Raw genomic sequence first — 24,916 nt, forward strand, 5'->3', positions numbered from 1 at the left:
GCTTGCCGCTTCGGCGCGTAAGTTCGTGACATAAAAATGCCAAAAGACAATGTTAACGCATTAGTCACAATAAGCGTGTGTACCCGACGGATTTAGAAAAGAATTCATGCAATTTCAGCGAGTTTGCAAAGAGAAGTCCGTATTGGCATCTTTGCCCTGCTCCAGAAATTTTTTTGCCACTCGGAGTATGAATCTTCAAATGCCAGTCACCCATTAATATGCGCAATCAACGGCAAATGGTCAGAAGCCACGCGCGCCAGCGGCGTGGCATGCACATCCACATGCACCAGCCGGTGGCGCGGCCGGATCCAGATGCGGTCCAGCGCGAACAGCGGCCAGCGCGACGGGAAAGTCTTGGGCGCCGGCACCGATTCGAAGTGCGACACCAGCCAGCGCAGCGGCCGGCCCCACACGAACCATTCGTTGATGTCGCCCAGCAGGATCACCGGCATCTGATCGGTATCGAAGGTTTGCAGCAGGCGCTGGATTTGCCAGCGCCGTTCGGCCGGCCGCAAGCCGAGGTGCGTCGCCACCACGCGCAGCGGATGGCCATGGCAGCTGACATCGGCATCCAGCGCGCCGCGCGGCTCATGCTTGCCGACCGACAGGTCGAGCGAGCGCTTGGCCAGGATCGGATAGCGGCTCAGCACGGCATTGCCGAAGATGCGCTCCCCGACCTTGAAGGTCGGCCCTTCCACGGCTTCGAAGCCGGTTGCGTCTTGCAGCATTTGGAGCACGTCGGGAAAGCCGCCGCCCCCCAGCGGGACTTCCTGCAGCGCGACGATGTCAGCGCCTACCTCCTTCACGACCTCCACGATGCGTTGCGGCGCGAAGTGGCCATCGGTGCCGACCGCGCCGTGGATGTTGTACGTGGCGATGGTCAGCGGCCAGGCATTGTTGTCGGCAACGGCGTCCGTCGTTGTCAGCGGATCGGCGTTCGGGAGCTTCATTGCGGCGCAGGATCTTCTTTGCGCGGCAGCCAGCGTTGCAGCGCTGTCGCCACGCCCAGCAGCGTGGTGATCACCACCGCCAGTACCGCCAGCGTGCCGGGACTCGGATTGCGGATCGCCTCGGCGAGGTTGTGGGCGAAAGTCACGGTCAGGATGATGCCGGGCGACATGCCGAGCAAGGTGCCGAGCAGGAAGTCGCGCAGCCGGATATGCGAAGCGCCGGCGACGACATTCACCACCGTAAACGGCGCGATCGGCAGCATGCGCACCACCATCATGGCGAGCACGCCGTGTTTGGCGATCCGCCTGGAAAGCCGGTTGATGCGCGGCCCCACCAGCCGGCGCACCGTATCGCGCCCCATCCATTCGCCCAGCCCGTAAGTCATGGCCGCGCTCAGGGTCGAGCCGATGATGGCGTACAGTGCGCCCATGACCGGCCCGAACACGATGCCGGTAGCGGCGATCAACACCGTGATGGGCACCAGGAAGCCGGCCACCGCGTAGGCCGCCACCACCACGAGCGGCGAAAAAGGCAAGTCTTCCAGCCCGCGCGCGAGCGCAATCAGCGACGCCAGGTTGATCCATTCGCGCAACGGCGTCCAGCGCCATGCGACCGCCAGCAGGGCGAGTGTCAGCGCCAGCACACCGAGCCCGATGAAGCGGCGCGGCGCCGGCTGCCGCAATTCTTCCGGCACCAGTTGCTCCACCAATGCGTCCGGATTGATCGGGCGTTCCGGATCGAACGGCGCCTGCTCGGGAATCAGGGCATCCAGCTCGGGCGCAACTATCGGATCCAGTTGCTGCAGCCGGCGCCGCTCGCTGCCGAGTTTTTCGGCCACGGCATGCAAGCTGCCGCTCAGGTCGATTTCCGCTTCCACCTGTTGCGGCGAACTGCCGCAATGCTCGGCCAGCAAGCGATTACGCAAGCCGGCGATTGCGCGGCGGATACGGGTTTGCTCGGCCGGGTTGCCGCGCGCTTCCAGCACCAGGTTGCACTCCGTATCGTAGGCCATGGAGCGGCTGGAGAGATTGGCCGAACCGACCGAAAACACATCGTCGTCGACCGCGAATACCTTGCTGTGCACATTCAGGCAATTCTCGCCCTGCCCGGCCAGCCATGGGCAATACATGCGATAACGCCGGTTGCGGTCGGCCTGCTTCAGGCGCTGGTGCACGCGGGCGCGCAAGACGCCCATGGTGGCGTGCTCCAGCCAGCCGCTCTGGGTTTGCGGCGAGATCACCATCACCTCCGGCGCCGGTTCCTGTTCCAGCCGCGCCGACAGCGCGCCGCCGATCAGGCCGGAGGTGAAATACTGGTTTTCAAAAAACAGGTGGCGCTTGGCGGCGGCGATGGCGTCCAGGTGCAGTTGGCGGATTTCATGCACGCCGGGGCTGCCGTCGAAAGCCGGCTCGGTGCGCGCGATCGCCACGTCGATATCGGTCAGATCGGGCGCGACATCGTCCGGCCATGGCACGCGGTCCGGCTTACGGTATGCTGCCGCCGCATGGCCGGTCGCGCGCTGCCAGCGTGCGCGGCACAGCTCGCCCAGCGCGCGCGCGACGTCGCCGTCGACGATGGATTGCACGTCGTGGAACGGCGGGTAAGGCTTGCTGTTGGTATCGCAGCGCAAGGGGTCGTTGCAGTCGTGCTGCGGCGTGTCCCAGCGGCAGCGCGTCAGGTCAAGTCCGCCGACGAAGGCGACGGCGTCGTCGATCACCACGACTTTTTGATGATGCGATGCGCCGATCGGGTGCTTGCCATCCATCCGGAACGACAGGCGCCGGTGCGTGCGCCAATCCATCTTGTACAGCGGCAGCCACTCGCGCTCCAGCGCATACAGCATGGCGAAATCCCAGTTGAGCACATAGGCATGCAGATGGGGACGGGAAGACACCACGGCGTGCAGGAAGTCGCCGAGTGGTTCTGGATAGCCGTCGTTGGCGCCGCCCGGCACCAGGCAGGTACGGCTGTCGATATCCCAGCTGAGGATGAAAATGCTGTGCCGTGCCGCCCGGATGGCGGCGCGTACCGCACTGAAATAGCTGGCCGCATCCACCAGCAAGGAGAAACGTTGCGCCCGTTCGATGCGCCAGCAATTGTGTCCGGCTTGCAGCAAGCCGCGATACACTAACGAGTTTTCTGTGAGATGCGATGGATGCGTCATGCCGTCCCGGCGGTTGGATTTGTTGTGCTTTTGGATGCGCTTTTTCAGTTTCGATGACTGGCTGAATGGAAAGTTCGGCCGGTGCCGACGCTGCGCCGGTCGGGTTGCGTTCGGTCAATCAGCCTGCTAATCAATGTTTTCTTGAAATAAGCCATCTGCGCGACCCGATTCAATGCATCAATTACAAACTAAGAAGTCTAAGAAATTCCTTTCAAGCCGCTGAAAATATGCATCGCGCCAGTATGGACAATCCCGTTAGCATGCCGCGTAAAAATGACGAGCAACATTTACGCCGGTTGATTGCTTTTTTTTCGGCACTGATTATCCTTGCCATCCTGGCGAACCTGGTCTTTTCCCTGACGCAGTCACGCTGGAATGTATTGACGGAAAGAGGCAATACCGCACAAAAGCTGGTTCAGGTGCTCGAAGAGCAAACTTCGGGCAGCATCAATGCCGTGGAACTCGCGCTGCAAGCCATTACCAAGTCGCTGCAGCTGCTGCCGGCGCAAAGCCCCGACCGGAAGCGCATGGTGCAGGAGATTATGGAGGGCAATATCCGTAATCTGCCCTTTGTCCGGGCAATCTGGGTACTCGATTCCGAAGGCAACATGATCCACGATAGCCAGCAGCTGCCTGGCCGTTACAACCTGTCAGATCGAGAATATTTCCGGCTGCACCGCGATAATCCTGCGCATGGCCTCTATATCGACCGGCCGATTCTCAGCAAGCTCGGCGTCTGGTTCATTGCAATCAGCACGCGCATCAGCCGTCCGGATGGCAGTTTTGGCGGCGTTGTCGTTGCGGCATTCGAACCGAAATATCTCGAACGCTTTTATGAGTCGATCAAGATCGGTAAAGATGGTGTCGTCACCCTGCTGGGCATCGATGGCACGTTGATGTTGCGCGTGCCATTGATGGAGGGGGTGTACGGAGAAAAGCTCAATCCGCTGCCAAAATTCATTCAAATGCTGCCCAGCGCGAATGCCGGGAGCTATCAATCGAAAAGCAGTATCGATGCGGTGGAGCGCATGTATTTCTATCGCCGGGTAACGGGCCGGCCGCTGGTCGTGGCAGTCGGCATCGGCGAAAATGAAGCTTTGGCCGCCTGGCGCAGCTTCGCGCAAAGCCATGTCGTGGCGTCCCTCGCCTTTGTTCTGGTGATCGCCATGCTGACTTATCTCACTTTGCATGAGGTAAACAAGCGTGCCGCCCTGCACCGGGCCCTGCGTGAACGAGAATCGGCGCTGGCGCATGCCCAGCAGCTGGCCTACATCGGCAGCTGGCGGATGGAATTGAAGACCATGGCAGTACAGTGGTCGCTTGAAATGTACCGGCTGCTCGGCATTGATGCCGTCAATGTCTCGCCGACACTGGCGAAGTTTCTCATGTTCTTCCATCCGGAAGATCGCCAGGCCATCGAGCGATCCGTGCAGGATGGCAGGGCATGGTCAGGGGAACTGCGCAGCGATCCAGCCCTGGGGCCGCTACGCCACTTTCATGCCTATGGGACCGAGATTCGCGATGCCGGCGGAAACGTGACGGCGCTGGCAGGGACCTTGCAGGAAGTGACGGAACGCCGGCGATCCGACGAAAAGCTGCACCTGGCAGCGCGGGTATTCGAACATACCCGGGACGGCATCATCATCACCGATGCGGAGAACAACATCGTCGCCGTCAATGCCGCATTCGAACGGATTACGGGCTACCGTGAAGCTGAAGTACTGGGTAACAATCCCCGCATGCTGCACTCCGACCGCCACGACGCCGCCTTTCACAGGGCGCTATGGGATAGTTTGCAGAAAACTGGCCAGTGGCGCGGCGAGATCTGGAACAGGCGCAAGAATGGCGAAATCTATCCGGAATGGCTCATTGTCAGTGCAATCCGGGATGCCCAGAACCGCGCCACCGGTTATGTGGGCGTATTTACTGACTTAAGTGAAATCAAGGAAGCCAACGAGCAGCTTGAATTCCTGATCAATCACGATCCTTTGACGCGCTTGCCGAACCGGTCTTTGTTGAAAGACCGCTTGCAGCAGGCCATCGATGCAGCGCAGGTGAATCATCATCAAGTCGCGCTGCTCTTGCTGAACATCGATCGCCTGCAACGCATCAACGATAGCATCGGCCATGACGCCGGCGACGCATTGCTGCAGGAAATGGCCAGGAGACTGCTTGCCAACGTGCAGGCCGGCGACACACTGGCGCGGATGGGCAGCGATGAATTCGTACTGGTACTGACGCACTTTGAAAACACCGATGACATCATCACCCGCGCAATGCGCCTGCTCGACACCGTGGCTGCGCCCTGCGTTATATCCAGTCATGCATTGACCGTGACCGCCAGCATCGGCATCGCGATTTATCCCGATGACGCCATCAAACCGGGCGACTTGCTCAGAAATGCCGATGCGGCACTGTCGCATGTCAAGCAGGCAGGCCGCAATGGCTTCCGCTTCTTTACTGCCGAGATGAATGCGCGGGCATTGCACCTGGTATCGCTGGAACATCAATTGCGCAGCGCATTGGCGCGGAACGAACTGTCACTGCATTACCAGCCCCAGGTCTGCCTGAAAGACAGCCGCATCTGCGGCGCAGAGGCATTAATTCGATGGAATACCGCGGAACTGGGGATGATTTCACCGGCGGACTTCATCCCCATGGCCGAAGACACGGGATTGATCGTCGCAATCGGCGAATGGGCAATCCGTACCGCCTGCAGCCAGAACAAGGCATGGCAAGATGCCGGCCTGCCGCCGCTGGCGGTGGCAGTCAACGTGTCTATGCACCAGATTACCGCCGGCACCCTGCCCGACATTATCCGCGATGCCTTGCAGCAGAGCGACCTGGCGCCGCACTGCCTCGAAATCGAACTGACGGAAAGCGTGCTGATGCATGAAACCGAGATGGCAATGCGGCAGATTGCCGAACTGCGGCAGATGGGCGTAAAAGTCTCGCTGGACGACTTTGGCACCGGGTATTCGTCGTTGGCTTACCTGAGCCGCTTTTCGTTCGACAAGCTGAAAATCGATCAATGCTTCGTGCGCAATATCATGACTGACCACAAGAGTGCCGCAATCGCGCATGCCACCATTGCCTTGGCCCATGGCCTGGACATCATCGTTATTGCCGAGGGCGTGGAAACCAAAGAACAACTGGAATATCTGCGGGGTGGCCGCTGCGATGAAATCCAGGGATTTCTTGTCAGCCCGCCGGTGCCCGCCAGGGAACTGGCGGCATTTTTGGCAAAAAGCGCAGGAATCTCCTCTCTATCAAAAACAAATATTGAATAAGACCGCAAGGTTTGGAATGCAGCCTGCCCTCACCTGAATGAATGGAAAATCCCACCATTTCACGCCTTTTAGGTGGCACACAAAGCATTTGCGCGCCATTTAAAGTAGCGCGATAACGCCCCTTTCGCTTCTGACAAAAATAAATTGTCATTGAAGCGCCAGACTTGCCCCCATGAAATAGCAAGCCTTACTTTGTTCTGTAACTTGCCGCCCACAATTCAATTGTCGAACGCACAACTTTGATGTAGCATGCGATGTTGCAAAATAGATAATATTTTCAGATTATAAGCTTTGTTGCCAAGGGTTTCTGACGCAAATAAACGATTGTTTAGTTAAGGATGCCATGGATCTTAAAGACATCATGCCGGTGAACCTGGGATTGACCGAAGCTAAACGCGCCATTCGATTACGCTTGTCGCAATCAGATGGCGTCTTGGAGGATCGGCTCCTCATCAAGCACGTGTCCGGCACAGAAAGCATCAATGGCGGCCTGGAGTACCGACTATTGTGCGTATCTTCTCGCGGCGACCTGCCCCTCAAGGACTTTATCGCCATCCCGGTTGAAATTCAGTTCGTCACGGACCGCGGCGCCTTGCGGTCGGTGTGCGGCTTGATCAGCCAGGCATCTGCCGGTCACCATGATGGCGGGCTGGCTTCGTATCAACTGATCATGCGGGATGCCCTGGCCTTGATGGAACAGCGCGTCAATACCCGTGTGTTTCGCAACCTGAATGAACTGGATATTTCCAAAGTCATTTTGGACGAGTGGAAGCAAAACAACCCGATCCTGGCCCGGGCCTTTGATATCGACTGGAACTGTCTTTCCGGCACGTACCCTGCTCGGGAATTCACGATGCAGCACAATGAATCGGACAGCGCGTTTCTGCGCCGGCTGTGGAAACGCCAGGGTATTGCATGGTTTATCCGGCCCGGCAAATCGGGAGAACCGGGGTCCAGCGACTTTCCATCGCATACGCTCGTCTTGGCGGACAATACCGAGGCCTACCAGCAAAATGGCGCCGGCATGGTGCGCTACCATCAGGACAGCAGCACGGAACAGCGTGACACGGTCACCAGCTGGAATGCCGTCCGCTCCCTGCGTCCTGGTCAGGTGACCCGCCAAAGCTGGGATTATGCCAATGCCGGGTTGATGGAGACCGCCTCGCCGACCCGGATGCAGCAGGGCAGCACCGGCGACCAGATGGCGGCGAGCCTGGACGACTATGTGCTCGACGTTCCCCACATTGCTGAAAATAGCGAAGATTATGAACGCCTGGGCGAATTGCGCATGCTCCGCCATGAGCTGGAATCCAAGTGTTTTCAAGGCGAAGGCAGCGTTCGGGACCTGTGCGTTGGTCAATGGATCGGATTAGACGGTCATCCGGACATTGATAGCCATGCGCCGCATGAGCGTGAGTTCGTCATCACCAGCCTTGAGGTGGATGCCGATAACAACCTGCCGAAAGACATGGCGGACCATGCGCAGCGCCTGTTTTCTTATGAATCAGGACAATCGCAAGGCTTCGCCAATGCACTGGGCAAGGCCAGTTCCGAGCGGGGTGCGCGATACACCAACCGATTTTCCTGTGTCCGCCGCGGCATACCCATTATCCCGGCATTCGATCCAGCCGCCGATTTGCCGCGGCCACAAATCCAGAGTGCCATTGTGGTGGGACCTGAAGGTGAAGAGGTGCATTGCGACGAGCAGGGTCGCGTCAAGATAAATTTTCCCGGCGCGCGCCCATCCGACCATACGCACGCCCAAGGTGCCGGCGCCAGCAAATCCGAGCGGGACTCGGCATGGGTCCGCGTGGCCAGTACATGGGCCAGCAATCAATGGGGCAGCTTCACCCTGCCCCGGGTCGGTGACGAGGTACTGGTGGGCTTCTTGGGCGGGGATCCCGATAAGCCCATCATCATTGGCCAGGTTTATAACGGCAAAGCGCCCCCACCCAACTTTACACACGCTGGCAAATTACCGGAGAACCGGTATGTCTCCGGCATCAAGAGTAAAGAGGTGCGCGGCCGCCGCTACAACCAGTTGCGTCTGGACGATACGCCCGAGCAGATCAGTGCCCAGCTCGCTTCTGAGCATGAGCATACGCAACTGAACCTTGGCTTTCTGACGCACCCACGCATCGATGGCGAGGGCGAACCAAGGGGCGAAGGCGCGGAATTGCGCACGGATGGCGCGCTCGCCCTGCGCTCTGCCAAGCTGATGCTGCTGTCGACTCAGGCCATGAAGCAAGCACAAGGCACGCAACTGGAGCGTCAGGTCATGCTGACGGCGCTGGAAAGCTCGCATGGCTTGCTGGAGCAATTGGGCAAATATGCAGCAGAACACCATGCCTTGCCGTTTGAGGCTGAATCGCACGACAAGATCAATAAGAGCCTGGAAAAGGCCGAGCAAGGCAGCAATACCGATCCGCAAGGCGGCGTGGGCGGTGATCCGCTGATCGCCATGTACGGCTCTGGCGGTTTTGCATTTGCGACGCCGTACTCCACAGTGACTTACAGCGGCAAGCATCATGACCTGGTGGCGCAGCAAAATGTCCAGTTGACCGCAGGTGAAAACTTCAACGTCAACGCTGGCAAGGGGATATCGCTCTTTGCGCATAACAAGGGCGTCAAGTTGATCGCCCACCGTGACGATGTCGCGATCCAGGCACATCGGGACAGTATCAAGCTAGCCGCGCAAAAGGATGTCCACGTGAGCGCCAGCAGCGGCGAGATCACGATTGCCGCGGACAAGCGGATTATGCTGGTGTGCGGGGGCGGCTATATCAAGATTGAAGGCGGCAACATCGAGCTCGGTTGTCCGGGCACGTTTACGGTCAAGGCTAGCCAGCATGCCTGGTCGGGGCCGTCCAGCGCCTCGCGTGAAATGCAGAAGTTTTCGGAAGGGGCGCTTGAGTTCAACGATCGGTTCGTGCTGGTCAATACCTTGAACGAACCTGTCGCCAACCTTAATTACCAAATCACACGGGCGGACGGATCCATTCTTCGGGGTGTCACCAATGCGCAAGGGCAAATCGAGCAACAGCAAAGTCTTCTCAATGAACAAATCCAGATCAAGATATTGGGGTAATCATGGGTGATCGCATTCCGTTCAAAGATGAACAAACTCCGTTGATGCGCCTTGCAGAGGTGAAGGATGACGGTTCGGGAAACGAGATTGTACAGTGGTCGCTGACCAGTAAAAATCTAACGGGCGCAGTACATATTCCCGTGAGTCCGTCGTATGTCCTTCCCATTATTTTTGTGCCGGGAATCATGGGATCTAACCTCGCCCTAATCGAGAAAATAAAGGGGTATAAAGCTGGCACCCCCATATGGCTTTTCAACGGCACTAAAAAAATGGGGCTTGAGTGGGCAAAGCGTAATCCGATTGATCGCCAGAGATTACTTGACCCCGCCAATACCCAAGTTTATTCGGGTGGTCATGTGCCCGAAAAGGTAGGCTCCATTGGCGGAGAGGACGACATCCGCAACAATCGCTTCTGGGGAGAGGTGGGCGCGGCCAGCTACGAAGAGTTCCTGGTATGGCTTTCTGACGCGCTCAACACGGCTCGTGGTGTGACCGATACGCAAAGACCGTTAGTAGATAAGGACTACACAAAAGAATGGGGACTAACTTCGGGTGAATTTATTAAAGCGCTGAAGTCCGAGATGGACCACGCCGCCAGGATCAGTTTTCCTGTTTATGCCTGTGGTTATAACTGGTTGCGGTCCAATCTGGATGCAGCGGAGACGCTAAAAAACAGAATCAATCTTGTCATCAAAAGAAACAATGGCCCCTACAGAAAGTGTGAGAAAGTGATTCTCGTCACGCACTCCATGGGCGGCTTGGTGGCGCGTGCCTGCTCGGAACTGAAGGGGATGCAAGACAAAATCGCAGGGATCGTCCATGGTGTCATGCCGGCCAATGGTGCTGGCGTAGCATATAAGCGTTGTCGTGCTGGCAGTGAAGATGCTGCGCAGTTGGTTCTGGGCGTGAATGCAGCAGAGGTTAGCGCGGTCTTTGCCAATTCTCCAGGCGCATTGCAATTATTGCCAAACCACATATATGGGCAAGGATGGCTTCAGTTAGGCATGGGCGCCGGTAAAGCTTTTAAATCGCTCCATGCGTTGCCGGGGGTAGGGAATGACGGAAAACAAGAAAATCCATACGATGCGATTTACCTGACGCGGGGTAAATGGTGGTCGATGATGCGCGAGGACTTGATCAATCCGGCGGATATAAGAGGACACACGGGATGGAAAGCCTATGCAGATAATGTGAAGCTTGCCCAAGACTTTCATCTGCAGCTGGCTCCGGAAGGACAAAAGCCTAAATATCATCCAATCACCTTTTCGCTGTATGGCAGTGACGACAGCCATAAGACCTGGGAAAAAGTGAGATGGGAGTGCGCCAGCAATAAAGACATTTCCCCGTCAGCAGAGATGTATAGTACCCAAATACGAGGGGTGCTAACAAAAGACACGCTCAACCAATTGCGAATTGTGCGAGACGATGGCAATGGCCTCCTCACTTTGGTCAACGGTAGAAATCGTTGGGATTCTGAACTCTCTGACAAGGATGCCCCTGGCGATGGCACTGTCCCGTCGTGTTCGGGTTCGGCGCCTAATCCAAACAGTCGGAAGTCCTATGCGCTGAAAAAGATCGACCATGAGGGCGCATATCGGGATGCGCATTTTCAGAGAGCGACATTACATTCCATTCTAAAAATTGCGATGACGGTGAAGGTGCCTGCATGATGAAAGTATCAAAAAAAAGATTTGTTGCGGCTGGCTTATTCATCGTCGCGTTGTTGGTTTATTTCCATATCAACCCGATTGCTTTTCCTGCAAACGCTGAAGAAAAAAAGAACATGGAACCCTATATTCAAAACATGAAAACCCAATGTTATGGCCGGTTTTTAGTCGATGTCCCGCAGGAGAGTACGCGAGAAGGAAACGGCTCTTATGAATATGGTTTTGGCAAAGTTTCGGTTGAGCTGCAAGCAGGTGGTCTGCAGCATTTTCAGGCATATATCACCGGTTTGGAAAAGGACTTGGCTTCCCAGTACATCAGAAATGGCGCGTCCAAGCTGACGCATGCCGAGTCCTTCTCGGATAGTGGCAAGTTACTCGCTTCCTATGCAAATGAAGCGGGCATCGGATTCAATATGCTCGGGCTCGTCAAAAAGGAGAACGTGCTTTTCAAGGTAACGGCCAATGGATCGGATAAGTCTGACTTGGACACATTCTCACGCAACCTGCAGGAGCTAATTCCGTATTTGAAGCCGCTGGCGGATGACGCGATTCCAACCGGCCCGGGTTTCTGCATGAATGGCGGGATCATTACCGCCAGCCATAAAAATGGCGAATACTATTCGCGTGGATTCACCCTACCAAAGCTTCCAGGGCTCTATTTTAGTTTCACGTCCAATGTCAACCGCGATAAAGTTTGGCCAGGCATCCTTGACCGAGAAAGTAGCATTCTGAAACGGTGGGGCGAGCTAGTTTCTTTAGTTAAAACCCTCAGAAAAGCCCGCCGAACCATTGACGGCAGCGAAGCCCAGGAGTGGCTTATGCGCTATCCCGATGATGATGGCACCTATAAATATTCGTTCGAACTTGAAATTCCTGGCAAACCGCACTCCCTTGCTGAGCCAAACATTACTGTCATGATGACCATCATCGGAAAAGATGCTGGCAGTGAGAGCGAACCGGGCAACATAACTGAGGCCGAAGCCTTGCTGCTGTGGGATGCGGTTACCAGCACAATCCGTTTGCGCCCAGGGGCGATCTGATCATGAAAGGCGTCATTCGCATCGGGGACCCTACCAGCCATGGCGGCCAGGTGATTGCCGGCGCACCGACAAAAACGGTCAACGGCATTCCGGTTGCGCGTGTCGGCGATGCCTGCACCTGCCCCAAAAAGGGCCATTCTGGCTGCGTCGTTGCGGAAGGCGATCCGACCGTAATGATCGAAGGCATCCCGGTTGCCTTCCATGGCCACAAAACGTCCTGCGGCGCCTCCCTGATCTCAACTATCCCGACTTCCGGCAAGGACTGACTTACCTCAGCATGGAGATTCCAGGCCGGCGTACCGATTAGGTTTTACTTTAAAAATATCGACGCCTTACAAATCCACCAAGCTAAAGCTCGGGTTACCCAATGCAAAGCCGCTCACGGATTGACCGATGCAGCAGCCTTGCTTCATTAGTCTAGCCCCGCCGCCACACCAACAGGCGGTTATTCGCCGGCATCGCATGATCGGCCTCCAGCGTCATGCCGTGAGTATTGGCAAGCCGATCCACCGCCTCAAAATCGCGAATGCCCATATGCGTTGCCTGCGACTTCAGATACGCATCGAACTGGGCATTGCTGGCGCTGGTGAACGCACCGTGATAATTGAATGGCCCATAGATACACAGCACACCCTCGGTACGCAATACACGCGCAACCCCGGCGAACATGCTCACCACAGCATCCCATGCCATGATGTGGCAGGTATTTGCGCTAAACACGGCGTCAAACGGCCCTTGCGGCCACGCGCCCGTGCCGACATCAAGGGCGATCGGCGGCAGCACATTGGTGCAGTGAGCGTCCTGCTGCCAGGCAAGGATGCTCGGATGATTGTTCGGCAGATCGCTAGTCTGCCATAGCAGATGCGGCAAGTGCGCACCGAAAAACACCGCATGCTGGCCGGTGCCGCTGCCGATTTCCAGAACGCTTTTACAGTTGGCTAACGTGGCGCGCAAAACCTGCAGGATGGGTTCCTGGTTGCGTTCGCAAGCGACGGAGAATTGTTTGGACATCGCGCGTCATCCTGGGTTGAAGTGTTGTTAGTGGTATTTTATGCAAACGGTGCGGATATCAAGCTACGCTCCCTTCATCACGCCTACATAGTTAACAGAACATGAAAGTCAAAAAATCCATCGCCTCGATATTACTCTGGATGCTCATCCTGGGTTTCGGTCTGAGCATCGCAAACTCCCAGGCAACCACCGCCAGCGCCGACGGTGAAACCCGCAGCTGGCGCACTGCCCCTCGCCATTCCGCAGGTATCGCGCCAGACCCGGCACAGCACACGGACACTGCGATCGTCCAGGTCTATGCAGCCCCGACATATGGCTGGCGCGGCGTTTTTGCGGTGCACCCCTGGATCATCTTCAAGCGCAAGGGCGAAACGGCGTTCACCCGCTACGACGTGGTGGGATGGCGCGCGCCGGATGTCGTCCAGCGCAATTATGCGCTTCCTGACGGCCTATGGTACGGGTCGCAACCTGCCCTGCTGGTCGACCATCGGGGCCAGGACATCGATGCCATGATCACCGACATCGAGGCAGCCATTGCGAGCTATCCCTATGCCAGCGAATACCAAAGCTATCCCGGGCCCAACAGTAATACTTTTCTGGCGCATATCGGCCGCGAAGTACCGGCGCTGCGGCTCGACCTGCCTGCCAATGCCATTGGCAAGGATTATCGCCCGGTGACCCGGCCTGTCGGGCTCTCCTCATCCGGCACCGGGCTGCAAGCTTCCTTGTGGGGACTGCTGGGGTTGACCCTGGGCCTGGAAGAAGGACTGGAGTTGAATATCCTGGGACTGAACTTTGGCATCGACCTCAACAGCCCGGGCCTGCGCCTGCCCTTTATTGGCCGGCTGGGACTGGATGACACGACGGTGACTGGCCAGGCAGCGGATAAATAATCTACCGCTGCACTATCGTTTTCGCGTGTTAACCCGCTGCGCGCCCCGTGGTTATGAGCTTATTTCAAAAAAATGTCTCAAAAATCACAAAAAACAGGAAACCATTAACTACCAATGGTTTATTTATTGCATTCTTTCAATACAATACAAATGTCTGTCCTATTGGTGGCGACATATTAATTATTTTTAGGAGTGAGAATTGAGCAAAGCTGAAACCATTGCCGCAATCGCCGAGCAACACGATATCCCGAAGAAGAAAGCCCAGGAAATCTATGACGGCATTTTCGACGGTCTGACTGCTGAACTGAAAAAAGAAGGCCGCGCAGCTGTCGCCGGCTTTGGCACCTTCAGCGTGTCGCAGCGCGCAGCCCGCACCGGCCGCAACCCGGCAACTGGCGAACCCCTGAAAATCAAGGCATCGAAATCGATTCGCTTCAAGCAATCGGCCGCCTTGAAGGAAGTGGTTCAAAAGTTCAAGGCACCGAAGTAAGCGCCAAGAGCAAATAAAAAAGGCAGGTATATCCTGCCTTTTTTTATTCCTGCCTTTTCTATTACTGCGGGGTCGACTCGTCCGGATCGCCAAGTTTGATGTCGCGCGATGGCACCACCGTCGAAATTGCATGTTTGTAGACCAGCTGGGTACTGGCACTGCTGCGCAGCATGACGACATATTGATCGAATGAATCGATATGCCCGACCAGTTTGATGCCGTTAACCAGGAACATCGACACGGGGACATGCTCCCGGCGCAGCGTGTTCAAAAGAAGGTCCTGTAAATTTTGCCTTGGGGTGCTCACGGTAATTCTCGAAAATGAATGATCCCGCCAGTGTACCGCAGCAGCGGGAAATCGACATGCCCATTCCTGTAAAAGTGTGAAAGACCTTGCGCGACATCGTTCAAACAGCCCGACATGCAGTGCTGCACGATAAAATAAGCCCAGTTCGCGCCTGTCATTACCCATGAGCCTGCCCCGCCCTCTTTTCATTGCTTTCATTGCCGCAACGCTTGCGGCCTGCGCCCCCTTTCGCCCGGACACGGCGCTGCCTGTCATGGTGGCGGCTTCCCCCAACTTTGACCTGCGCCGGCCAAACCTGGTGATCATCCATCACACCAGCAGCGACACGGTGGAGCGGGCACGGCATTCCCTGACCTCCCCTGATCGCGCGGTCAGCGCGCATTACCTGATTGGCCGCGACGGCCGGATCTTCCAGCTCGTCGCAGAACAGGCCCGCGCCTGGCATGCCGGCAAATCCTGGTGGGCCGGCCAGACGGACATCAACTCGGCATCCCTCGGCATCGAACTCGATAACAATGGCAGCGAACCCTTCGCCGAAGCCCAGATCGAGGCGCTGCTGGCATTGCTGGCCGATATCCGCCAGCGCCACAAGATACCTGCCGCAAATTTCATCGGCCACGCCGATGTCGCGCCGACGCGCAAGAGTGATCCGAGCGTATTTTTCCCCTGGCAACGGCTGGCGCAGCAGGGGTTCGGCCTGTGGTGCGACGCGCCAATAGCCCCGGCCCCGCCTGCGTTTGATCTGCACCTCGCCCTCACGGCCATCGGTTATGACCCGGCCACGCCGGACGCGTCACGCCAGGCATTTCGCCTGCATTTCATCCGCAGTGTGCTGGCGCCTACGGTAGACGAAGAGAAAGCGCTGGCTTTTTGTCTCTTGCAGTCCAAAGCGTTGCCTAAGTAGAAATACTGACGGCCCGGCATTTGTTACACCTCAACTGCTGCCTGCATTTCACAATCTACGATGCATGAACGAATCGTATTTTATGAGGTGAGGCAAATGAATATGCATGGAATCAAACACGCTGCCATCGGCATGAGCCTGGTAATGGCAAGCGCGGCTGCGCAGGCAGTCGAATGGACGATTACCGATCTCGGGACACTGGGCGGGTCTTCCAGCCAAGCCACGGCCATCAACAATCGGGGACAAGTGGTCGGCACTAGCAGCCTGGCAGGTGATATCAGCAGCCATGCATTCATTTACACGAATGGCGGCCTGTACGATCTGGGCACGCTCGGTGGTGCCAGTAGTTCAGCGGCCGCCATCAATACGCAGGGCCAGGTCGTGGGCACTAGCGGCCTGAATGGCACGGTAGAAAGCCGTGGTTTCATCTATAGCGCAGGTAAGCTGCAAAGTATCGGTGCGCTGATTTCGGGGGTGCGCTCTTCCAGCGAGGCACGTGCCATCAACAATCGCGCGCAAGTGGTCGGGATTGGCAGCAACCTTGACGTCCCGCAAGCACCAAGGGAACGTCTCTATGCCGTCGCCTACGACCGGGGCGCATTACGGCCGCTGAACAATGACATGCTGGCGGCTACCGGCATCAATGACCGAGGCCAGATCATTGGATACAAACAAGTCTTTGACGGGCTGCCGTTCCGGGCACGCGCCATATTGCTCGACAACGGCAAGCTGACCGAACTCGGCACGCTCGATGCCGTTCCCGGACGTGCCAGTATTCCAGCGGGCATCAACAATGCCGGCGAAATTGTCGGCACCAGCAGCAACCTTTTGACCGGATTCAGCCAGGCATTTACCTACCGCAATGGAAAAATGGCGAACCTCGGCGCCCAGCTCGGTTATGCTACAAGCGAAGGCAAGGCCATCAATAACTTCGGTGATGTTGTCGGCGCGGGCACAAGGCCTGGCAAAGAGGGATCCCAGCCCTTTGTTTACAGTAAAAGCGGCCTGACAGAACTGAACACGCTTCCCGCAGTGCTCAGTGCCGGGTGGGTATTGAGCGAAGCGACCGGCATCAACGATGTCGGCCAGATCGTAGGTTCCGGTTACAAGAATGGCCAGCAGCGCGCCTATCTTCTGACACCCTCACGATAATCGCCTGCAGCGCACTGGCCGGAGCCGGTGCGCTGAGGTCGACGACAGAAGCATGCTTCAGGACGGCATCAATTAATCGACGGGATCGGCACCGTCGGCAAGGACTTCAGGATTTCGGCTGAATTGCCTTCTGGATCTTTTTCTGCCATCAGGTTAATCCACCCCATGACTTCATTGATGCTGGCCAGGCCGCTATACAAGGCGGCGCGGGCCACGCAATACACCTTCAGCTCTTCCATACCGCTCGCCGATTCCGCAAGGCCAGACTGTGCCAGGTCGTAAATCGAGTTTTCGACATCGTCAAGATCATTCGTCATAGCTATGCGCAATGCGCGCATGCTGGAGACGGCGTCGACTGCATTGGAAATATCCATTTTTGCCATGTTTATCCTCTTTTCTTGTCATTTCTTGCAATAAGGTAGGTCGTTGCCAAACGTAAATCCAGGCAAATCGGCTGCGAGAAAATCAAGGCCAGTTTCAGGCCGAAAACAGGAACAGAACATTGCGCACGACCGCATGAAAAAAGCAGCAGTAGCACGAATGTCAGCTTCAGTATGCGCTATAAATCACGCGTCGTGGTAATTCGTTTTTTCAGGACCCCTGTTCGATGCAACAAAGAGAGTAAACTGTCACCCTTATTTCTTTGCCTATACCGAATCGAGCCAATCCGTGAGTGACCCCATGTCTGATACCACCTTCCCCTTGTTTGCCGACCTGAATCTGAGCGAACCTTTAGTCAGGGTATTGAAGGAACTTGGCTACGAGACGCCATCGCCGATCCAGGCGGCGACGATTCCCATCCTGCTGGAAAATCGTGACGTGCTTGGCCAGGCCCAGACCGGCACCGGCAAAACCGCCGCCTTCGCCCTGCCGATCCTGTCGCGCATCGATCTGCGCCAGAACACGCCGCAAGCGCTGGTGCTTGCGCCGACCCGCGAACTGGCGATCCAGGTCGCGGAAGCCTTGCAGCGCTACGCCACGCATATCCCCGGATTTCATGTGCTGCCGATTTATGGCGGCCAGAGCTATGGCCCGCAACTCTCCGCCTTGCGCCGCGGTGTGCATGTCGTCGTCGGTACGCCTGGCCGCGTGATCGACCACCTGGAAAAAAACTCCCTGGACCTGTCGCACCTGAAAACCCTGGTGCTGGACGAAGCCGACGAAATGCTGCGCATGGGTTTCATCGACGATGTCGAGACTATCCTGCAAAAGACCCCGGCATCGCGCCAGACCGCCCTTTTTTCCGCCACCATGCCTTCGGTAATCAAACGCATTGCGCAAACCTACCTGCGCAATCCGGCGGAAGTGACGATTGCAGCCAAGACGGGTACCGCCGAGAATATCCGCCAGCGCTACTGGCTGGTCAGCGGCATGCACAAGCTCGATGCCCTGACCCGCATCCTCGAAGCCGAAGTTTTCGACGGCATGATCATCTTTGCGCGCACCAAGCTCGGCACCGAGGAGCTCGCCGGCAAACTGCAGGCGCGCGGCTTTTCGGCGGCAGCCATCAATGGCGATTTGGCGCAGCAGCAGCGCGAGCGCACCATCCAGCAACTCAAGGATGGCAAGATCGATATCCTGGTCGCCACCGACGTGGCCGCCCGCGGACTCGATGTCGAGCGCATCAGCCACGTCATCAATTACGATGTGCCGCACGACCCCGAAAGCTATACCCACCGCATTGGCCGTACCGGCCGCGCCGGCCGCAGCGGCGAAGCGATCCTGTTCATTACCCCGCGCGAGCGCAATTTGCTCAAGGCGATCGAGCGTGCGACCCGGCAACCGGTATCGGTACTGGAATTGCCGAGCATCCAGGCCGTCAACGATGTGCGCATCGCCCGCTTCAAGGACCAGATCAGCGAAACGCTGGCAAGCGAAGGTCTGGAAATTTTCCAGTCGCTGATCGAGGATTACGAGCGCGAAAACAATGTTCCCGTGCTTGAAATCGCGGCAGCGCTGGCAAAACTGGCGCGCGGCGATGTGCCGCTGCTGCTCGACAAGAATCGCCGCGAGCCGCAGGAAGAGCGCTCGGCACAATTTGAACGCCCAGCGCGACAGGAGCGGTTTGAGCGTCAGGATCGGTTTGAACGTCCTGATCGTCGCGAGCAATTCGAGCGCCCTGCCTTCCCGAAAAAGGAACGCATCCTGCGCGCTGCAGATCCCGGCATGCAGACCTACCGTCTTGCAGTGGGCTATGCCCACGGTGTCAAGCCGGGCAATATCGTCGGCGCCATTGCGAACGAAGCATCGCTGGATTCCAAGCATATCGGCCGCATCGAAATCTTTGACGATTACAGCGTGGTGGATTTGCCGGATGACCTGCCGCCGCAGATGCTCGAGCATCTGAAGACGGTCTGGGTCGCGGGCCAGCAATTGCACATCAGCCGCGACAGCGGCCAGGATGTCGCCGCCGCGCCTGCAGCTGCACCTGTTGCAGCCAAGCCGGTCGCACACGCGCCAACCGAAAAGCCCGCACGCAAGGAACGCCCAGCCCCGGCAGAAGCCACGGAGCGCGCGGCGGCGCCAAAGAAAGAACGCAGCGATCGCAAAGGCGACATGGGCATGGAGACCTACCGCATCGAGGTCGGCCATACGCACAGCGTCAAGCCTGCCAATATCGTTGGCGCCATTGCCAATGAAGCCGGCCTCGACGCCAAGTACATCGGCCGCATTGAGATATTCGATGACTACAGCGTGCTGGATCTGCCGGAAGGCATGCCCAAGGAAATCCTGGAACACCTCAAGACGGTGACAATCTCCGGCCATGCCCTGGGCATCAGCCCGACCGGCGGCCGCGCAGCCAATCCAGGAAAAATGCCGGACAAAAAAATCTCCCTCTCGACACCGAAAAAAGGCGGCGACCGCAGGGTCGAGCAAAAGAAATTCGCCGACAAGGGCTTTTCCAAGGCCGGGAACGCACCGCCAAAGCCGAAGGCACACCGCAAGGGGCCAAAGCCGACGTAACAGGCAAAGCCATCATGACGGCCCAAATCGGATTTATCAAACGTTTGGGGGCGCGCAAAGAAGCGCGCAATGGCCAGGTCATTTGCCCTGGAGTGGGCGAATGACCTGGATGGCGCACAAACGCCACAGGCCGGCAAGATCGGCTTCATGGTTATAAATGTTGCTCGTAGAATGCGTTCGGGATTACTCTGTTACGACCGCCAACATCCGCGAGGCAGTTCGTGCAGCGCATTCTGCTTATTCTCACCGAATTCCCGCCGCGCATAGGCGGCATGCAAACCCACGCGGCTTACCTTTCACGCCACCTTCACCAGCACGGCTACCGCATCGAAGTATTTACCCATCGCCTGTCCGATCCGCAGATGTCGCAGGAGACGGCAGACTATGATGCGGCGCAGCCTTTCCCGGTGCATCGCATTCTGGGACGCCTGTCATATCAGCATAATTTGCAATTGCTGTCGCAGCATATCCGGCGGTTTTCACCCGACCTGATTTACACGTCGACAGTGTATTACGGCATCCTGCAGCAGCGCGCCGGTATCCCGGTCGTATGCCGTTGTGTGGGTAACGATGTGCTGCGCCCATGGCTGGGTTATCCGTTTCAGTTCGGCAGCCGCCTGTTGAATAATCCGCACCTGGAAAAATTGCTGCATCGCTGGCTGGAAAGGCATACTTACCCTGACTGGGTCGAGCTGCTGTTTCGGCGGCAGCGCGAGCGGATAACGAAGGCAGCAGCACACGCGGCATCGCATATTTTTGCCAACAGCGCATTCACGGCTGGCTTGCTGCAAGCGATACAGGTGCCTCAGGAGCGGATTCAAATCCTGGTCGGCGGTGTCGATAGCCAGCGCTTTCACATGCCGGACGCATGCAAGATCAGCGCACGTCGGGCGCTCGGCTTGCCCGAGTCGGGCGTGCTGTTGATGACCGCATGCCGGCTAGTCGCCAAGAAAGGCGTCGACCTGCTGCTCGATGCATTGCCGGCTTTGCGCGCGACGCTTCCACTGGCGCACCTGGTCATCGTCGGCGATGGCAAATACCGCGCGCGCTTCGAGCAATACTGCGCGGCGCAGGGCATCGACAACGTCATCTTCACCGGTCGTGTGTCGCATGACATGATCCATCGCTACTACACGGCTTGCGACATGTTTCTCCTGGCCAGTCGCGAGAGCGTCAATGCAAGCACCGGCACGCGCGATGTGGAAACGATGGGGCGTGTATTGTGCGAAGCGAATGCCGCCGGCATTCCAGTCATCGCAAGCCGTTCAGGCGGCATACCAAGCGTAATCACCGATGGCGTCAACGGCTTGCTGTTCGAGGCCGAAAACCTCGAACAGTTAATCGACAGGATCAATTACCTGCACGGGCATCCACAGGCGCGAAGCGAGATGATCCGGCAGGGCCTGCTGCGTGCCCGCGATGAATTCGACTGGGCCAGCATCCTTCATGCGCATCGCCAGGCATTTCATAACAGCCACATCTTCCAGCATCGCCCAATCGGCTGACGAGCGAACTGCCCGGAGAAATCCGGCCGCGCAAAGCGAAACGCCCCACGCTCTTTCGAGGGTGGGGCGTTTCTAGGTAAATAGCCTGACGATGACCTACTTTCACACTGGTTGCAGCACTATCATCGGCGCGAAGTCGTTTCACGGTCCTGTTCGGGATGGGAAGGGGTGGTACCAACTTGCTATGGTCATCAGGCATAACTTGTAGTGTCGCTTGTGGTCCCCGTTACTTTGGGGATCGCAAACAACGCAATCTGGGAAGAAGCAATAGTTTAGGGTACAACTTAATTGGCGGTTGTGATTGCCAGAATCGATCATGGCATCCACAGCTTACTCATCAACTATAACATCAAGGTTATAGGGACAAGCCGCACGGGCAATTAGTACTGGTTAGCTTAATGCATTACTGCACTTCCACACCCAGCCTATCAACGTCCTGGTCTCGAACGACCCTTTAGGGGAGTTAAACTCCCGGGAAGTCTCATCTTAAGGCAAGTTTCCCGCTTAGATGCTTTCAGCGGTTATCTCTTCCGAACTTAGCTACCCGGCAATGCCACTGGCGTGACAACCGGTACACCAGAGGTTCGTCCACTCCGGTCCTCTCGTACTAGGAGCAGCCCCCTTCAAACTTCCAACGCCCACGGCAGATAGGGACCAAACTGTCTCACGACGTTTTAAACCCAGCTCACGTACCACTTTAAATGGCGAACAGCCATACCCTTGGGACCGGCTACAGCCCCAGGATGTGATGAGCCGACATCGAGGTGCCAAACTCCCCCGTCGATATGAACTCTTGGGAGGAATCAGCCTGTTATCCCCAGAGTACCTTTTATCCGTTGAGCGATGGCCCTTCCATACAGAACCACCGGATCACTATGTCCTACTTTCGTACCTGCTCGACTTGTCAGTCTCGCAGTTAAGCACGCTTATGCCATTGCACTATTAGCACGATGTCCGACCGTACCTAGCGTACCTTCGAACTCCTCCGTTACACTTTGGGAGGAGACCGCCCCAGTCAAACTGCCTACCATGCACTGTCCCCGACCCGGATAACGGGCCAAGGTTAGAACCTCAAACAAACCAGGGTGGTATTTCAAGGTTGGCTCCACGAGAGCTAGCGCCCCCGCTTCAAAGCCTCCCACCTATCCTACACAGATTGGTTCAAAGTCCAATGCAAAGCTACAGTAAAGGTTCATGGGGTCTTTCCGTCTAGCCGCGGGTAGATTGCATCATCACAAACATTTCAACTTCGCTGAGTCTCGGGAGGAGACAGTGTGGCCATCGTTACGCCATTCGTGCAGGTCGGAACTTACCCGACAAGGAATTTCGCTACCTTAGGACCGTTATAGTTACGGCCGCCGTTTACTGGGACTTCAATCAAGAGCTTGCACCCCATCATTTAATCTTCCAGCACCGGGCAGGCGTCACACCCTATACGTCCACTTTCGTGTTTGCAGAGTGCTGTGTTTTTATTAAACAGTCGCAGCCACCATTTTATTGCAACCCTTTCATCCTCCTGGCGCGGGCCAGTCAAACTACTAGGGCGTACCTTATCCCGAAGTTACGGTACCAATTTGCCGAGTTCCTTCTCCCGAGTTCTCTCAAGCGCCTTAGAATACTCATCTCGCCCACCTGTGTCGGTTTGCGGTACGGTCTCGTATGACTGAAGCTTAGAGGCTTTTCTTGGAACCACTTCCGATTGCTTCGCGGCACAAGGCCACTCGTCGCACACCCTTGAATTACGCCCCCGGATTTGCCTAAGGGCCTTCTCTGATGCACAAACCGACTATTCCAACAGTCGGACAACCTTCCGCGATCCGTCCCCCCATCGCATCATACGACGGTGCAGGAATATTAACCTGCTTCCCATCAGCTACGCATCTCTGCCTCGCCTTAGGGGCCGACTCACCCTGCTCCGATGAACGTTGAACAGGAAACCTTGGGCTTACGGCGTGGGAGCTTTTCACTCCCATTATCGCTACTCATGTCAGCATTCGCACTTCTGATACCTCCAGCATCCTTTACAAGACACCTTCGCAGGCTTACAGAACGCTCTCCTACCATATGCTTACGCATATCCGCAGCTTCGGTGACTGGCTTAGCCCCGTTACATCTTCCGCGCAGGACGACTCGATCAGTGAGCTATTACGCTTTCTTTAAAGGATGGCTGCTTCTAAGCCAACCTCCTGACTGTTTTAGCCTTCCCACTTCGTTTTCCACTTAGCCAATCTTTGGGACCTTAGCTGGCGGTCTGGGTTGTTTCCCTCTTGACGCCGGACGTTAGCACCCGACGTCTGTCTCCCTTGCTCGCACTCATCGGTATTCGGAGTTTGCAATGGTTTGGTAAGTCGCGATGACCCCCTAGCCATAACAGTGCTCTACCCCCGATGGTGATACAAGAGGCACTACCTAAATAGTTTTCGGAGAGAACCAGCTATTTCCAAGTTTGTTTAGCCTTTCACCCCTACCCACAGCTCATCCCCTAATTTTTCAACATTAGTGGGTTCGGACCTCCAGTACCTGTTACGGCACCTTCATCCTGGCCATGAGTAGATCACTTGGTTTCGGGTCTACACCCAGCGACTGTCGCCCTATTCGGACTCGATTTCTCTGCGCCTCCCCTATTCGGTTAAGCTCGCCACTGAATGTAAGTCGCTGACCCATTATACAAAAGGTACGCAGTCACGGAACAAGTCCGCTCCTACTGTTTGTATGCACACGGTTTCAGGATCTATTTCACTCCCCTCCCGGGGTTCTTTTCGCCTTTCCCTCACGGTACTGGTTCACTATCGGTCGATTACGAGTATTTAGCCTTGGAGGATGGTCCCCCCATGTTCAGACAGGATTTCACGTGTCCCGCCCTACTTGTCGCAAACTTAGTTCCACACTAATGATTTCGTGTAAGGGGCTATCACCCTCTATGGCCGCACTTTCCAGAGCGTTCCACTATCAAAAATGCTAAATCTTGCAGGCTCTTCCCATTTCGCTCGCCACTACTTTGGGAATCTCGGTTGATTTCTTTTCCTGTAGCTACTTAGATGTTTCAGTTCGCCACGTTCGCCTCCACACACCTATGTATTCAGTGTGGGATACCCTAAAAGGGTGGGTTTCCCCATTCGGAAATCTGCGGATCAAAGCTCGTTTGCTAGCTCCCCGCAGCTTATCGCAAGCTACTACGTCCTTCATCGCCTGTAATCGCCAAGGCATCCACCATGTGCACTTATTCACTTGTCCCTATAACGTTGACCTCTCTTCCGAGAGACGCTATAGAGTTATTCTGAGTATGTCGCGTTTGCCGTAATCCAGTCATTCTCGCTTTTTATGGCCAGAACACTTTCATACTTGATGATTGATACAATCACAACCCACCAGCACTCATTCATACTTGCGTACAAACTTGTACTGATAAATTTCTTTACTATTACTTCTTCCAGATTGTTAAAGAACAAAACAGCCAATGGTCTCTTAAAAACCAAACCATAGTCCCATC

16 protein-coding genes and 2 rRNA genes are annotated in these 24,916 nt (G+C 56.4%); 11 read left to right on the forward strand and 7 right to left on the reverse strand.

Annotated features, from left to right (window positions below; all coding sequences use genetic code 11):
• Positions 1–206: 206 nt before the first annotated feature.
• Both EKL02_RS12375 and EKL02_RS12380 read right to left on the reverse strand, forming a co-directional pair.
• A complete protein-coding gene (locus tag EKL02_RS12375; RefSeq protein ID WP_128902337.1) occupies positions 207–950 on the reverse strand; it encodes an endonuclease/exonuclease/phosphatase family protein in 744 nt (247 codons plus the stop codon).
• The gene (locus tag EKL02_RS12380) at positions 947–3,115 is read right to left on the reverse strand and encodes a VTT domain-containing protein (RefSeq protein WP_128902338.1); all 2,169 of its coding nucleotides are present in this window, start codon (positions 3,113–3,115) and stop codon (positions 947–949) included. Before EKL02_RS12380 ends, EKL02_RS12375 begins: the two co-directional genes overlap by 4 nt.
• 260 nt (positions 3,116–3,375) lie before the next feature.
• Here EKL02_RS12380 and EKL02_RS12385 point away from each other — a divergent pair, with 260 nt between their 5' ends.
• The 5 genes from EKL02_RS12385 to EKL02_RS12405 all read left to right on the forward strand — a co-directional run bounded on the left by EKL02_RS12385 (position 3,376) and on the right by EKL02_RS12405 (position 12,466).
• On the forward strand, positions 3,376–6,405 hold the full coding sequence (locus tag EKL02_RS12385; protein WP_164932017.1) for an EAL domain-containing protein: 3,030 nt from the start codon (positions 3,376–3,378) through the stop codon (positions 6,403–6,405).
• 343 nt (positions 6,406–6,748) lie between these two features.
• Positions 6,749–9,493, forward strand: a complete 2,745-nt coding sequence (locus tag EKL02_RS12390; RefSeq protein WP_128902340.1) for a type VI secretion system tip protein VgrG — start codon at positions 6,749–6,751, stop codon at positions 9,491–9,493.
• A gap of 2 nt (positions 9,494–9,495) precedes the next feature.
• Positions 9,496–11,163, forward strand: coding sequence for a hypothetical protein (locus EKL02_RS12395; RefSeq protein ID WP_128902341.1), 1,668 nt, complete (start codon positions 9,496–9,498; stop codon positions 11,161–11,163).
• Positions 11,160–12,200 carry a T6SS immunity protein Tli4 family protein gene (locus EKL02_RS12400; protein ID WP_128902342.1) on the forward strand — a complete coding sequence of 347 codons (1,041 nt, stop codon included), beginning with the start codon at positions 11,160–11,162 and terminating at the stop codon, positions 12,198–12,200. Before EKL02_RS12395 ends, EKL02_RS12400 begins: the two co-directional genes overlap by 4 nt.
• Before the next feature lie 2 nt (positions 12,201–12,202).
• Positions 12,203–12,466: a PAAR domain-containing protein gene (locus EKL02_RS12405; RefSeq protein ID WP_128902343.1), complete on the forward strand. Its 264-nt coding sequence runs from the start codon at positions 12,203–12,205 to the stop codon at positions 12,464–12,466.
• A gap of 151 nt (positions 12,467–12,617) precedes the next feature.
• Here EKL02_RS12405 and EKL02_RS12410 read toward each other — a convergent pair whose 3' ends face one another.
• The gene (locus EKL02_RS12410; protein WP_128902344.1) at positions 12,618–13,211 is read right to left on the reverse strand and encodes a DUF938 domain-containing protein; all 594 of its coding nucleotides are present in this window, start codon (positions 13,209–13,211) and stop codon (positions 12,618–12,620) included.
• A gap of 101 nt (positions 13,212–13,312) precedes the next feature.
• On the opposite strand from EKL02_RS12410, the gene EKL02_RS12415 reads away from it, so the two are divergent.
• Both EKL02_RS12415 and EKL02_RS12420 read left to right on the forward strand, forming a co-directional pair.
• Positions 13,313–14,104, forward strand: a complete 792-nt coding sequence (locus EKL02_RS12415; protein ID WP_128902345.1) for a DUF3750 domain-containing protein — start codon at positions 13,313–13,315, stop codon at positions 14,102–14,104.
• A gap of 199 nt (positions 14,105–14,303) precedes the next feature.
• Positions 14,304–14,594, forward strand: a complete 291-nt coding sequence (locus EKL02_RS12420) for an HU family DNA-binding protein (RefSeq protein WP_128902346.1) — start codon at positions 14,304–14,306, stop codon at positions 14,592–14,594.
• Between the two features lie 61 nt (positions 14,595–14,655).
• On the opposite strand, the gene hfq is transcribed toward EKL02_RS12420, so the two are convergent.
• Positions 14,656–14,901, reverse strand: coding sequence for an RNA chaperone Hfq (gene hfq / locus EKL02_RS18395; protein ID WP_206732386.1), 246 nt, complete (start codon positions 14,899–14,901; stop codon positions 14,656–14,658).
• A 163-nt stretch (positions 14,902–15,064) separates the two neighbouring features.
• Here hfq and EKL02_RS12430 point away from each other — a divergent pair, with 163 nt between their 5' ends.
• Positions 15,065–15,805, forward strand: a complete 741-nt coding sequence (locus EKL02_RS12430) for an N-acetylmuramoyl-L-alanine amidase (protein ID WP_128902348.1) — start codon at positions 15,065–15,067, stop codon at positions 15,803–15,805.
• A gap of 96 nt (positions 15,806–15,901) precedes the next feature.
• The gene (locus EKL02_RS12435) at positions 15,902–16,957 is read left to right on the forward strand and encodes a hypothetical protein (protein WP_164932018.1); all 1,056 of its coding nucleotides are present in this window, start codon (positions 15,902–15,904) and stop codon (positions 16,955–16,957) included.
• A gap of 68 nt (positions 16,958–17,025) precedes the next feature.
• Here EKL02_RS12435 and EKL02_RS12440 read toward each other — a convergent pair whose 3' ends face one another.
• Positions 17,026–17,340: a hypothetical protein gene (locus EKL02_RS12440; RefSeq protein ID WP_128902350.1), complete on the reverse strand. Its 315-nt coding sequence runs from the start codon at positions 17,338–17,340 to the stop codon at positions 17,026–17,028.
• A 298-nt stretch (positions 17,341–17,638) separates the two neighbouring features.
• Here EKL02_RS12440 and EKL02_RS12445 point away from each other — a divergent pair, with 298 nt between their 5' ends.
• On the forward strand, positions 17,639–19,921 hold the full coding sequence (locus EKL02_RS12445; protein ID WP_128902351.1) for a DEAD/DEAH box helicase: 2,283 nt from the start codon (positions 17,639–17,641) through the stop codon (positions 19,919–19,921).
• Between the two features lie 272 nt (positions 19,922–20,193).
• Positions 20,194–21,426 carry a glycosyltransferase family 4 protein gene (locus EKL02_RS12450; protein WP_128902352.1) on the forward strand — a complete coding sequence of 411 codons (1,233 nt, stop codon included), beginning with the start codon at positions 20,194–20,196 and terminating at the stop codon, positions 21,424–21,426.
• A gap of 83 nt (positions 21,427–21,509) precedes the next feature.
• Here the strand turns inward: EKL02_RS12450 and rrf are convergent.
• Positions 21,510–21,622: ribosomal RNA gene (gene rrf / locus EKL02_RS12455) — 5S ribosomal RNA — on the reverse strand.
• A 163-nt stretch (positions 21,623–21,785) separates the two neighbouring features.
• Positions 21,786–24,660, reverse strand: a 23S ribosomal RNA gene (locus EKL02_RS12460).
• Between the last annotated feature and the right edge of the window lie 256 nt (positions 24,661–24,916).

The organism is Janthinobacterium sp. 17J80-10, from assembly GCF_004114795.1.
Classification (GTDB): domain Bacteria; phylum Pseudomonadota; class Gammaproteobacteria; order Burkholderiales; family Burkholderiaceae_D; genus Paucimonas.